This window comes from Sorangium sp. So ce887 (genome assembly GCF_051521455.1).
Lineage (GTDB): Bacteria > Myxococcota_A > Polyangia > Polyangiales > Polyangiaceae > Sorangium.
In genome coordinates this window covers 10656942-10669022 of sequence record NZ_CP150354.1, presented here as the reverse complement: position 1 = coordinate 10669022, position 12081 = coordinate 10656942, and the positions used below count along the sequence as shown (strand labels likewise).

The window sequence follows — 12081 nt, the reverse complement described above, 5'->3', positions numbered from 1 at the left end:
CTCGGGCCAAGGATGCGCCATGGCCGATCCCGTCCACGCCCTTTCCCGCGCTTTCCAGGAGGCGATCACCGCCGTGTTCGGCGCCGAGCACGCCGCCACCGATCCCTCCCTGCGCCGCTCCAGCCACGCCGACTACCAGGCGAACGCCGCCATGGCGCTCGCCAAGCGCCTCGGCAGGCCGCCGCGCGAGGTCGCGGCGGCGATCGTGGGGGCGCTGCAGCTCGGCGGGATCTGCCGGAAGGTCGAGATCGCCGGCCCGGGGTTCGTGAACCTGACGCTCGAGGACGCTTACCTGACGCGCGAGCTCGCCGACACGGCGGGCGGCGGGCGGCTCGGGATCGCGCCCGCGGCGCAGCCCGAGACGGTGATCGTCGATTACTCGGGCCCCAACGCCGCGAAGGAGATGCACGTCGGTCACCTGCGCAGCACGATCATCGGCGACGCCCTCGCGCGCGTGCTCGAGGCGCTCGGCCACCGGGTGATCCGCCAGAACCACCTGGGCGACTGGGGCACGCCGTTCGGCATGCTGATCGAGCACATGCTCGATCTCGGCGAGGCCGCCGCCTCGCAGGAGCTCTCGGTCGGCGATCTCGACGCGTTTTACAGGCAGGCGCGCGCCAAATTCGACGGGGACCCGGCGTTCGCCGAGCGCTCTCGCCGGCGGGTCGTGCGGCTCCAGGGCGGCGACGAGCAGACCCTCGGGCTCTGGCGGCAGCTCGTTCGCGAGTCGACGCGCTACTTCGAGTCGGTCTACCGCCGCCTCGGCGTGACCCTGACCGAGGCCGATTTCGCGGGCGAGAGCTTCTACAACCCGATGCTCGTCGATGTCCTCGCGGAGCTCGGCCAGAAGGGGCTGGCGCGCGAGAGCGAGGGGGCGCTCTGCGTCTTCCCGGCGGGCTTCACGGGCAAGGGCGGCGAGCCGCTGCCGCTCATCGTGCGCAAGCAGGATGGAGGCTACGGCTATGCCACGACGGATCTCGCGGCGATCCGCCACCGCCTCACGACGGCCTCCGCGCAGCGGCTCATCTATGTCGTCGGCGCGCCGCAGAGCCAGCATTTCGCGATGGTCTTCGCGACGGCGCGGGATGCGGGCTGGCTCAGGCCGCCGGCGCGGGCCGAGCACGTGGCCTTCGGGTCGGTGCTCGGGGCCGACAAGAAGATGTTCAAGACGAGGAGCGGCGACACGGTGAAGCTCTCGGATCTGCTCGACGAGGCCGTGGAGCGCGCGACGAAGGTGGTGCGGGAGAAGAACCCGGAGCTCGACGTCGAGGCCGCGGGCGCGGTGGCGCGGGCGGTCGGCGTCGGGGCGGTGAAGTACGCGGATCTCTCGAGCGATCGGATCAAGGACTACGTGTTCGACTGGGATCGCATGCTGGCGTTCGAGGGGAACACGGCGCCTTACCTGATGTATGCGCACGCCCGCATCCGGTCGATCTTCCGGAAGGCGGGCGTGGAGTCGCCGCGCGGTGCCGGGATCGCGCTGGGCGAGCCGGCCGAGCGGGCGCTCGCGCTGGAGCTGTTCCGGTTCGGCGCGGTGCTCGAGGACGTGGCCGCCACGCTCGAGCCGCACCGGCTGTGCGTCTATCTGTTCGAGCTCGCCGGTTCGTTCACGACCTTCTACGAGCGCTGTCCGGTGCTCCGGGCCGAGACCGACGAGGTGCGCCGCTCGCGCCTTGCGCTGTGCGATCTCACGGCGGAGGTGCTCGCGAAGGGCCTCGGCCTGCTCGGGATCGAGGCTCCGGAGCGGATGTAACGCGGCCGACAACGCGGCCGACCGGGGTTGAGGTCGACCCGACCGGAGGTCGACCCGACCGGGGTTGAGGTCGACCCGACCGGAGGTCGACCCGACCGGGGTTGAGGTCGACCCGACCGGGGTTGAGGTCGACCCGACGGGGTTGAGGTCGACCGGTCGACCCGACCGGGGTTGAGCCCGACCGGGGTTGCGCGCGGGCTCGGGCTCGAGGCCGACCTCGTGGCAAAGTGCAGCATGACTGAACGACGGCTCGCTCCCCCCGCTCCCGGCGTCGCCGCCCTGGCGGTGCTCCTTGTCGCGCTCGGGTGCTCGGCGGTCGGGGGCTCGTCTGCGCAGGGCGGCGCGGGCGACGGGCGCACGGGGCCGCCGGGTACCGCCGGCGAGGACGACTCCGGCGGGCTCGACGAGCCTGGTGGGCCCGGGTCGGGCAGCGACGGCGCCGGTCCCGTCACCGACCCCAACGCGGACAGCGACGGAGACGGGTTCACGCCCGCGGGCGGCGATTGCAACGATGTCGATGGAAATGTGAACCCCGGCGCGATCGAGGTCGAGGTCACCGAGCCCGACGCGAGCGGCCAGATCCCCGCGCCGGCGGACGAGGACTGCGACGGCGCGATCGACAACGTCGCACCTCCCTGCGACGACGGCCTCTCGCTCGAGGATTTCGATCCGGCGAACGGGGCCAGGGCGATCGACCTCTGCGCGTTCACCTCCCGCGAGGACGTGCGCTGGGGCGTGCTCTCCGCGAGGTACGTCCGCGGGGACGGCTCGCCCGCGGCGCGGTCGCCCGCCGTCGGCCTCTTCGACGGGTTCGGGCCCAACGTGCGCGTGCAGGGCGGCGCGCGCCTGCTCGCGCTCTCGACGGGGCGCGCCCGCCTGCCCGACCACCCGGACGCCTGCTGGTCCGAGAGCTGCTCGAGCTACGGCGCCGGCGCCGCGCCGCCCGGGTTCCCCCAGGACAACCCCGACTGTCCTCCCTCCGACTTCATCAACGACGACATCGGCCTCGAGGTCGTCCTCCGCGCGCCGCGGAACGCCACCGGCTACGAGTTCCTCTTCAAGTTCTATACGTACGAATATCCGGAGTGGGTCTGCGAGGACTTCAACGACCAATTCGTCGCGCTGGCCACGCCGGCGCCTCCCGGATCGTACAACGGCAATCTCTCGTTCGACGGGGAGGGCAGGCCGGTCAGCGTCAATATCGCGTTCTTCGATGTCTGCGACGGATGCCCGCTCGGCTCGGGCGAGCTCGTGGGGACGGGCTTCAGCCCCCGCCACGACGGCGGCACCCGGTGGCTCAAGACCCGGGCGCCGGTGCGCGGCGGCGAGGAGATCTCGCTCCGGTTCATCCTGTTCGACACCGGCGACGATCGCTTCGACTCCACCGCGCTCATCGACGGATTCCGCTGGATCGCGACCGGCGGCACGGTGAGCCTGGAGACCGCGCCCGCCGTCGATCCCCGCTGAAGCAGGAGGCGCTCCCCCGTCGCATCGGCCTCTTGCTGCGTCGCGAGCGCCGCGGGCCCCGGTCGCCTCGCCGCGCTCCTCGCGCTACCGGCAGGCCCGACACGCCCCGCCGCAGTCCACGTCGAGCTCGCTTCCATTCAGGACCCCGTCGTCGCACGAGGGCTCCTGGCAGACACGCTCCCTGCACACGCCGGACCCGCAGTTCTCCCCGGCGAGGCACCCCTCGCCCGCGGGGCAGAGCGGGCACGAGCGCGTGCCGCAGTCGACGCCGGTCTCGAAGCCGTTCGCCACGCCGTCCACGCACGTCGGGGCCTGGCACGCCCCGAGGCGACAGACGCCCTCCTTGCAGTCGATTCCCGTCTCGCAGGAGGCCCCGAAGCGGCAAGCCCCGCACGAACCGCCGCAGTCGGTGTCGGTCTCGCCTTCATGATCATCCTGGATGCCATTGCTGCAGTGAGGCGGGATACAGGCGTTCTCGGTGCAGGTCCAGCTCTCGGGGCATTCGTTGCAATTCCAGATCATGATGGCACCATCCTCCCCGCACGACAGGAAAAAAGGCGCCGTCAGCCCCAATGCAATGATGCGTCGAAGCATGGTGCTCGCTCTTCTCGTAGTTGATGGCCTGGTAACGACGACAGTACATCATGCACGGCCATCGAGGGCACCGATCTGGCCGTTTGCGCGCGGATTTCTAGCATTCCGGACTGCTGGATCAGATTGCCAAATAATCGACATGAAGAGATTCGCCGGCGGCGCGGAGTCTGGATCCGACGCCCGGAGATGGACATGCGGAGATGGGACGTGCAGAGTAAGGGGAGGGGAGGGGAGCTCATCGGCGCGCAGGGGGCGCCGCACCGGCCGTTCTCTACGGATTCGACAGGAGCCGATCGTCCGGCGGCGCCGGTGGAGCGCGCGGCCGACAGGATCGCTCGGAGCGCCCTGGCTCGGGGGTGATGGGGGAGAGGGGTTCTGCGAGGGCGCCTGGGCTCCCGGCCCAGGCGGCGCTCTCGGGGGTGCGCGCCGCGCTCAGGGGCGGGCGGTGGCGCGGCGCGCCGCGACGAAGGAGCGCACACACAGGGCGACGAAGCCCGCGGACAAGATGGCCATCAGGGACTGGGCGATGACGGCCGGCGGGCGCGCCACGTCGCCGCCGGAGAGCAGCGCCGGCAGCTGCGACAGGCCGCGGATGGAGCCGAGGAAGCCGAGGATGCCGACCAGCGCCGACGCGTGCATGGCGTGCATGCGGTACTTCTCCTGCCTCGCGAGCAGGCCGAGCCCGAGCGCGACAACCCCGAAGCCGGCCGGGATGAGCGCCGTCGGCGCGCTCGTCGCCGCGAAGCCGCCGACGCCGAGCGCTGTGAGCAGCGCTCCGTAGCCTATCGTCAAATTGGACATGCTCGACATGCAGAACCTCCTGGTTCGGAGCCCCCGAGATACCGCGCCCGGCGCGCGCCCGCCACCGCGGCCGTCCGCGCGCCCTCCCTGCGGCCAGGCGTGACCGGCGGCGCGGGCCTGTGCGGGCGGAGCGCGGCGGCGTGGTTAGAATCCGCCCTCATGCTCGGTCTCTCCCGCCTGCGGGACAGCTTTGCCTACACCCCGCGGACGCTCAAGCTCGTCTGGCGCTCGTCGAAGGCGGCCAGCCTCGCGCTCGGCGCGCTCACGCTCGCGGCGGCGGTGCTGCCCCTCGGGGTGGCCTACGTGGGCAAGACGATCATGGACGCGGTGGTCGCCCGCGACGAGCGCGCGACGCTCGTGTGGGTCTCGGTCGAGCTCGGCCTCGTGGCCGCGCTCGCGCTCGCGCAGCGCGGGCTCTCGCTGACGCGGCAGCTGCTCGGCGCCCGGCTCTCGAACGACATCCACGCGCTGATCCTCGAGAAGGCGCTCTCGCTGGAGCTCCGCCATTTCGAGGACTCCGAGTTCTACGACCAGCTCACCCGCGCGCGGCGCGAGGCCTCGTCGCGCCCCGCGTCCATCGTGACCGAGAGCTTCTCCCTCGTGCAGAACCTGATCACGCTCGCGGGGTACGCCGCGATGCTCGTCAGCTTCAGCGGCTTCGCGGTGCTCGCGCTGGTCCTCGCGGCCATCCCGGCCACGGTCGCCGAGGCGCGCTTCTCCGGCGCGGCGTTCCGCCTCCGGAACTGGCGCTCTCCCGAGGCCCGCCGCCTCAATTACCTCGAGTACGTGCTCGCCAACGACGGCCACGCCAAGGAGGTGAAGCTCTTCGGGCTCGGTCCGATGTTCCTCGAGCGGTACAGGGCGCTCGCCGCGTCGTTCTACCGGGAGGACAGCGCCCTCGCGGTCCGCCGCGCCGGGTGGTCCTATGGCCTGTCGCTGCTCGGGACCGCCGCGTTCTACGGCTGCTATGGCGCCATGGCGGTCTCCGCCGCGGCGGGGCGGCTCTCGCTCGGCGAGATGGTCCTTTACGTCGCCGCCTTCCGCCAGGGCCAGCAGGCGTTCCAGGCCGTCCTCGCCGGCGTCGGCGGCATGTACGAGCACAACCTCTACATGTCGAATCTCTTTCAGTATTTGAGCATCCCGACCGACGTGCCGCCCGCGTTGCCGAGCGGCGGCGCGCCCGCGGTGTCGCCCGCGGTGTCGCCCTCTGTGTTGCCCTCTGTGTTGCCCTCTGTGTTGAACGACGGCGCGCTCGAGCGGGGCGTGCGGTTCGAGGGCGTAGGCTACCGGTATGCCGGCCAGTCGCGCTGGGCGCTCCGGGGGATCGATCTCCATATCCCGAGCGGGCAGAGCCTGGCGCTCGTCGGGCACAACGGCGCTGGCAAGACGACGTTCATCAAGCTGCTCACGCGGCTTTACGAGCCCACCGAGGGGCGCATCCTGCTCGACGGCAAGGATCTCCGCGCCTGGGAGCTCGACGCGCTCCGCCGGAGGATCGGTGTCGTGTTTCAGGACTTCAACCAATACCAGCTCACGTTGCGCGAGAACGTGGGGCTCGGCAGCCTCGAGCACCTCGTCGACGAGCCGCGCATCGAGCGCGCGGTCTCCGAGGGCGGCGCGGACGAGGTCGTGACCGCCGTGCCCGGGGGCCTCGACGCGCAGCTCGGGCGCTGGTTCAAGGACGGCGTCGAGCTGAGCGGCGGGCAGTGGCAGAAGATCGCGCTCGCGCGCGCCTTCATGCGCGAGCAGGCCGACATCCTCGTGCTCGACGAGCCGACCGCGGCGCTCGACGCCGAGGCCGAGCACGCGGTCTTCCAGCGGTTCCGGTCGCTGTCCAAGGGGCGGACGACGATCGTCATCTCGCACCGCTTCCCGACCGTGCGCATGGCCGACCGCATCCTCGTCCTCGACGGCGGGCGCATCGTCGAGGAGGGCACCCACGACGAGCTCGTCGCCCGCGGCCAGCGCTATGCGCGCATGTTCGCGCTGCAGGCCGAAGGGTACCTGTAGCGCCCCCGGGTCCTTCTCGCCGGCTCGGGCGAGCTCTGCCTGCTAGGCTCGCGCTCCTATGCGCGACACGCTCCCCAGGGAGGTCGGTCAGGCGATCCACATCCTCCGGAGGCTCCGCGGGCTCAGCATGCAGGAGTTCGCCGAGCGCGCGCAGCTCTCGGCCACGTACCTGCGGCAGGTGGAGCGAGGCGAGCGGGATCTCGGGATCGGCGCGCTCGGCCTCATCGCCCAGGGGCTCCAGTGCGAGCCGCGCCTCCTCCTGCCCGGCGACGGGCGCAGCCCGGTCGCGTCCGTCGTGGCAGAGCTCTTTGACCAGGCCCAGGAGACGCTCCAGAACGCGATCCTCTTTCTGCTCATGGAGCCTGACGATTCGACGAGAAAGCAAGCAATGCTCGCCCTGGCCGGCGAGGATGCCGAGCGCTCTCGCTTGGCGGCTCCGCCCAGGTCGCGCCCGCCGGAGCGGGCCGCTTCCGGGCGTACCCCGTCGTCGAGCCGTCGTTCCGGAAAGTGAGCCCGCCGTCTCGCTCGCTTCGTGATCCTCGATCCGGGCTGGCGACGGCTTCCGCGCGCCGGTGACCTCTGTTACCCTCGCGCCAATCGATGTTCCCCGAGCGGTGTCCGGGGGTGTCATGGACTCGAACCTCGTGCCGGAGGTCCGACGCAGTGAGCAGAATTTCTTGGGTTGATCCAACATCGCAGGTCGCGCTTCGCTCTGCTGTCTCTCCGCGCGGAAGGGTGGAAACCGCTGCGTTCGAGGGGCTCGCGGCGGAGGGCCCATGGTGATCCTGGGCCAGGAGTTCGCGGGGTACACCATCGTCGCCAGCCTGGACTCACCGGCTCCGGCCGAGGCCTATCGCGCGCTCGACGCGGACGGCCGCGAGGTGACGCTTTATGTCCAGGAGGATGTCGGCCTCGACGCGGAGGCGTTCCGCGGCGAGCTCGATCGGCTCCTCTCGCTGCCTCCGGCGATGCACGGCATCGTGCCTGGGATCGCGGGCGGCATGGAGGGCAATGCCGGGTGGATTGCCGCCCAGCCGAGCGACGATCCCTCGGTGGAGGATCTGCTGCCCCGGCTCCGCGCCGTCGTGTACGACATCGGCGTCGACGTCGCGCGGACGCTCGGCGCGGCGCACGTGCTGGGCCTCGCGCACGGGGATGTCGGTCCGCACACGGTGGGGATCACCAGCCAGGGAGCCGCCGTCCTCAGGGCTTTCGGGCTGCACCGGCTGTTCGGGTCGCCCGCGGACCCCGTGGCGGATGCGGCGCGGTACCGGGCGCCGGAGCTCTTCGACGACACGCATGCACGCGCGATCGACCAGCGCACCGACGTCTACGGGCTCGGGATGCTGCTGTACTGCGTGCTCGGGGGCCGGCGCCCCTTCGAGGGGCGCGACGACCTGGAGGTGTGCGCGCTGGACGAGGTGCCGCCGCCGCTCCAGGGCGTGCCGGCCGCGGTGAGCGAGGCGCTGGCCCGAGCGCTCGCGAAGGACCCGGACGCGCGCTTCCAGACCGTCCAGGAGCTCATGACCGCCGTGCGACCGCTGCTCTTCGTCGACCCGGCGCCCCTCGCCGGCGGAGCCCAGGCGCCGCCGCCGGACACCGAACGGAGCGTGCCCGCCCCGGCGTCGCGCAACACGCTGCCCACCGGCACCCTCCCCCCCGAGGCCATGCGGCACCCCGCGGTCCAGATCGCCGCCCCGCGCTGGCGCCGCCGCCTCCTGCGGCTCGGCGGGGCGCTCCTGATCGTCGCGCTGGCGAGCGCCGGCGTCGCGGTGACGCTGAGCTCGTACATCGCCCGCCGCGGGGCGCCGTCCCCGCAGCCGGCCGATCCGTCGGCTCATTCAGGTGATGTGGAGCACGCTTCCGCGCTGGCCCCGCCGGTGCACTGCGATCCCGGCGCTCCCGAGGCGGTGAGCCCTGCCGTCGAGAGGCCAGCCCTCAGGTCCCGCGTGACACACCGCGCCGGGCCCGCGTCCATGGCCGCGACCCCGGCCGTGGAGGTCAACCGCAGCCCCGGGCAGCGGTGGTACGGCGACCAGCTTTTCTGAGGCGAGCCGCAGCCCGGCTGGCAAACGACACCCCGGCGGATTGGGGCCGCCGGGGCGTCCGCGCCGCAGACCTCGTGCCGGAGGCCTGGACGCATGGCCACCCTACTAAATGCATTCCCTCGATCGATCTAGTTTTCTCATGTTGCCGATATTTTTCTCCTCGTTGCCGTCAACGCGGATGCGTCGGCCGCTGGGAGCAACCTCGGACGGTTGAGGACATCGGACGGCAGTCGAGCGCGCAGCTCGCCTCCCGGGTGGGCATGCGGGGGCGCGTGCAGGGAGGCGAGCTCGGGGATGCGCTGCGAGCTCGGGGATGCGCTGCGAGCTCGGGGATGCGCTCGCGCTCGAGCGCATGGCGGGTCGCCGTGCCCGCTCAGCGGAGCTCGCCGCCCGGGAGCGGCTGGAACACGTTCGCCCGGTACCACCTGAGCTCCTCGATCGACTCGCGGATGTCGTCGAGCGCGCGGTGGATCTCGCGCTTCTTGGGCGCGGAGCGCGTCGGGTACCAGCGGCGCACGAGCTCCTTGAGGGTGGACACGTCCACGATGCGGTAGTGCAGGAAGGCGAGGAGATCCGGCATGTAGCGCTGCAGAAAGGCGCGGTCCTTCCAGACGGAGTTGCCGCACAGCACGGCCGTGCCCTTGTCGCAGTGCGCCTCGAGGAACGCGCGCGTCTCGGACTCGGCGTCGCCGACGGAGAGCGTGGCGGTGCGGATGCGCGCGAGGAGCCCCGAGCGCTCGTGGAGATCGCGGACGAAGTCGCTCATCCCCGCGAGGACGTCCTCGGGCTGGTGGATGACGAGGCACGGCCCCTCGGCGACCACGGTCAGGTCGGGCTCCGTGACGATGGTCGCGATCTCCACGATCGCACACGAGCTCTCGTCGAGCCCCGTCATCTCGAGATCGACCCAAACCATGCGCTGCGAGCGGTCCGTCATCGGCGGCGAGCATAGCCGATCCGCGCCGGTTCAGGTCCACCGAGACCCGGCGCGAGCGGGCTGCCCCGGGAACGGGTCGTGTGCTAAGGACGGGCCGGACACCGAGCGCGGGAGGCCTGACATGCGAGACGTTTTCATCGTCGATGCCGTTCGCACGCCGCGGGGGCGCGGCAAGGCAGGCAAGGGAGCGCTCTCCGGCGTGCACCCCCAGGAGCTCCTCGCGCAGGCGCTGAATCGCCTCGCCGAGAAGACAGGGATCCGCAAGGACGACGTGGAGGACGTCGTCGTCGGGTGCGTGACCCAGGCGGGCGAGCAGGGGGCATGCCTCGCGCGCGCCGCCGTCCTCGCGGCCGGCTGGCCGGACGTCGTGACCGGCGTGACCGTCAACCGCTTCTGCGGCTCGGGCGCGCAGGCGGTCAACTTCGCGGCGATGGGGGTCATGTCCGGCCAGCAGGAGGTCGCCGTCGGCGGCGGCGTCGAGAGCATGTCGCGCGTGCCGATGGGCTCGGACGGCGCGCCCCTCGACGGGAACAACCTCGCCCTCCGCAAGAAGCTGGCGATGGTGCCGCAGGGCATCTCGGCGGACCTCATCGCGACGATCGAGGGCTTCTCGCGCGAGGACGTCGATCGCTTCGCGCTGGAGAGCCAGCACAAGGCCGAGCGGGCCGCGCGCGAGGGGCGGTTCGCGAAGAGCCTGTTCACGGTCGTCGATCTCGACGGCAAGCCGCTGCTCGACCGGGACGAGCACCCGCGGGCCGGGGCCACGATGGAGGCGCTCGCGAAGCTCGAGCCGGCGTTCGCCGGCCTCGGGGCGACCCCGATGGGCCCCGGCGGCGAGACCGTGGATGCGCTGGCGCTCGCGCGGTACCCGCAGGTGACGTCGATCCAGCACGTCCACACGGCGGGCAACTCGAGCGGCATCGTGGACGGGGCGGCGGTGGTGCTGCTCGCGTCGGGCGACTACGTGAAGGCGCACGGCCTCAAGCCGCGGGCGCGGCTCCGCGCCGCGGCGACGGCCGGGGCGGAGCCGGTGATCATGCTGACGGCCCCCGCGCCCGCGTCGGAGCGGGCCCTCAGGAAGGCGGGCATGCAGGCGCGCGACATCGATCTCTGGGAGATCAACGAGGCGTTCGCGGCGGTGCCGCTGCAGACGGCGCGCAAGCTCGACATCGACCTCGACCGCGTCAACGTGAACGGCGGCGCGATCGCGCTCGGCCACCCGCTCGGCGCGACCGGGGCCTGCCTGATCGGGACGGCGCTCGACGAGCTCGAGCGCGCCGGCAAGGCGACCGCGCTGATCACGCTGTGCATCGGCGGAGGGATGGGCGTGGCGACCCTCATCGAGCGGGTGTGAGCCGCGCCGGCGCTGCGATGGAGATGCCCGACGAGCACGAGGGCGTCGCCCACGAGCACCCGCACGGGCGCGGCGCTCGGCACGGCGACGGGCACGAGCACGGCCACCCCCGCGCGCCCGGTCACGACCCTGATCACGGTCACGACCACGGCGACCCGCGGCACCACGACCACGACCACCGGGGCACGCCGCTCCGGCGCCTGATCGCGGCCTTCGCGCTCACGACGTCGTTCCTTGTCGTCGAGGCGACGGTCGGGTGGTGGTCGAAGAGCCTCGCCCTCCTGGCCGATGCGGGGCACATGCTCGCCGACGCCGCGGCGCTCGGGCTCGCCATCATCGCGCAGCGCATCGCCGCGCAGGCGCGGACGCGCGCGCGGACGTACGGCTTCCGGCGCGCCGAGGTGCTCGCGGCGTTCGCCAACGGCATCGCCCTGGCGCTGACGGCGATCTGGATCTTCTTCGAGGCGGTCCACCGGTGGCGCGAGCCGCAGGCGGTGCACGCCGAGGCGCTGGCGATCACCGCGGCGCTGGGGCTGCTCGTGAACGTGGTCGCGGCGGTGCTGCTCTCGACCGGCGAGGGCGGGCACAACATCAACACGCGGGCCGCGCTGGCGCACGTGCTGTCGGACGCGCTCGGCTCGGTCGGCGCCATGGCGGCCGGCGTGCTCATCCTCGCCTTCGGCTGGACGCGGGCCGACCCGGCGATCAGCGCGGGCATCGGCGCGCTCGTGCTCTGGGGCGGCTGGCGGCTCGTGCGCGACACGTCCCGCGTGCTGATGGAGGGCAGCCCGATCGAGATCGATCTCGCCCACGTCGAGGACACGATCCGGAGCGTGCCCGGCGTGCTCGACTTCCACGATCTGCACGTCTGGTCGATCTCCGACGGCTTCAACGTGCTCACGGTGCACGTGGTGCTCGCCAAGGGCCACCACGGGACGGACGTGGCCGCGGCCGTGAGCCGGCGGCTGCGCGAGCGGCACGCGCTCACCCACTGCACGATCCAGCCCGAGCCGCTCCAGGAAGAGCGCCTGGTGACGCTCAGGCGGCCGCGCGCCGGGGCGCCGGGCGGCGACGCGCCCCCGGGCGACCGGAGCGGCGGGTGAGCGGGGCGGGCTCG

10 protein-coding genes are annotated in these 12081 nt (G+C 72.2%); 7 read left to right on the top strand and 3 right to left on the bottom strand.

Annotated features, from left to right (window positions below; all coding sequences use genetic code 11):
• The first annotated feature begins 19 nt into the window (after positions 1-19).
• Together argS and WMF36_RS39940 are read left to right on the top strand one after the other, a co-directional pair.
• Positions 20-1753: an arginine--tRNA ligase gene (argS, locus tag WMF36_RS39945; RefSeq protein ID WP_437576082.1), complete on the top strand. Its 1734-nt coding sequence runs from the start codon at positions 20-22 to the stop codon at positions 1751-1753.
• Between the two features lie 234 nt (positions 1754-1987).
• Complete coding sequence (locus WMF36_RS39940; protein ID WP_437576081.1) at positions 1988-3220, top strand: choice-of-anchor L domain-containing protein; 1233 nt, start codon at positions 1988-1990, stop codon at positions 3218-3220.
• Positions 3221-3304: 84 nt separating this feature from the next.
• Here the strand turns inward: WMF36_RS39940 and WMF36_RS39935 are convergent, their stop codons facing one another.
• The gene (locus WMF36_RS39935) at positions 3305-3742 is read right to left on the bottom strand and encodes a hypothetical protein (RefSeq protein WP_437576080.1); all 438 of its coding nucleotides are present in this window, start codon (positions 3740-3742) and stop codon (positions 3305-3307) included.
• A 504-nt stretch (positions 3743-4246) separates the two neighbouring features.
• A complete protein-coding gene (locus WMF36_RS39930; protein ID WP_437576079.1) occupies positions 4247-4624 on the bottom strand; it encodes a hypothetical protein in 378 nt (125 codons plus the stop codon).
• A gap of 150 nt (positions 4625-4774) precedes the next feature.
• On the opposite strand from WMF36_RS39930, the gene WMF36_RS39925 reads away from it, so the two are divergent.
• The 3 genes from WMF36_RS39925 (at position 4775) to WMF36_RS39915 (ending at position 8673) form a co-directional block, all read left to right on the top strand.
• On the top strand, positions 4775-6625 hold the full coding sequence (locus tag WMF36_RS39925) for an ABC transporter ATP-binding protein (protein WP_437576078.1): 1851 nt from the start codon (positions 4775-4777) through the stop codon (positions 6623-6625).
• Between the two features lie 58 nt (positions 6626-6683).
• Positions 6684-7136, top strand: a complete 453-nt coding sequence (locus tag WMF36_RS39920) for a helix-turn-helix domain-containing protein (protein WP_437576077.1) — start codon at positions 6684-6686, stop codon at positions 7134-7136.
• 265 nt (positions 7137-7401) lie between these two features.
• A complete protein-coding gene (locus tag WMF36_RS39915; protein WP_437576076.1) occupies positions 7402-8673 on the top strand; it encodes a serine/threonine protein kinase in 1272 nt (423 codons plus the stop codon).
• Positions 8674-9046: 373 nt separating this feature from the next.
• Here the strand turns inward: WMF36_RS39915 and orn are convergent, their stop codons facing one another.
• Complete coding sequence (orn, locus tag WMF36_RS39910) at positions 9047-9610, bottom strand: oligoribonuclease (RefSeq protein WP_437576075.1); 564 nt, start codon at positions 9608-9610, stop codon at positions 9047-9049.
• Between the two features lie 121 nt (positions 9611-9731).
• Here orn and WMF36_RS39905 point away from each other — a divergent pair, with 121 nt between their 5' ends.
• Together WMF36_RS39905 and WMF36_RS39900 are read left to right on the top strand one after the other, a co-directional pair.
• Positions 9732-10964: an acetyl-CoA C-acetyltransferase gene (locus tag WMF36_RS39905; RefSeq protein ID WP_437576074.1), complete on the top strand. Its 1233-nt coding sequence runs from the start codon at positions 9732-9734 to the stop codon at positions 10962-10964.
• On the top strand, positions 10961-12067 hold the full coding sequence (locus WMF36_RS39900; RefSeq protein ID WP_437576073.1) for a cation diffusion facilitator family transporter: 1107 nt from the start codon (positions 10961-10963) through the stop codon (positions 12065-12067). The genes WMF36_RS39905 and WMF36_RS39900 overlap by 4 nt, the downstream gene beginning before the upstream one ends.
• The last annotated feature ends 14 nt before the right edge of the window (positions 12068-12081 follow it).

Excerpts from the sequence above, each read along its gene's own strand:
- WMF36_RS39930 (WP_437576079.1), bottom strand. The coding sequence starts at position 4,624 with ATGTCGAGCATGTCCAATTTGACGATAGGCTACGGAGCGCTGCTCACA.
- WMF36_RS39940 (WP_437576081.1), top strand. The coding sequence starts at position 1,988 with ATGACTGAACGACGGCTCGCTCCCCCCGCTCCCGGCGTCGCCGCCCTG.
- WMF36_RS39935 (WP_437576080.1), bottom strand. The coding sequence starts at position 3,742 with ATGATCTGGAATTGCAACGAATGCCCCGAGAGCTGGACCTGCACCGAG.
- orn (WP_437576075.1), bottom strand. The coding sequence starts at position 9,610 with ATGACGGACCGCTCGCAGCGCATGGTTTGGGTCGATCTCGAGATGACG.
- WMF36_RS39925 (WP_437576078.1), top strand. The coding sequence starts at position 4,775 with ATGCTCGGTCTCTCCCGCCTGCGGGACAGCTTTGCCTACACCCCGCGG.
- WMF36_RS39920 (WP_437576077.1), top strand. The coding sequence starts at position 6,684 with ATGCGCGACACGCTCCCCAGGGAGGTCGGTCAGGCGATCCACATCCTC.
- WMF36_RS39905 (WP_437576074.1), top strand. The coding sequence starts at position 9,732 with ATGCGAGACGTTTTCATCGTCGATGCCGTTCGCACGCCGCGGGGGCGC.
- argS (WP_437576082.1), top strand. The coding sequence starts at position 20 with ATGGCCGATCCCGTCCACGCCCTTTCCCGCGCTTTCCAGGAGGCGATC.
- WMF36_RS39915 (WP_437576076.1), top strand. The coding sequence starts at position 7,402 with ATGGTGATCCTGGGCCAGGAGTTCGCGGGGTACACCATCGTCGCCAGC.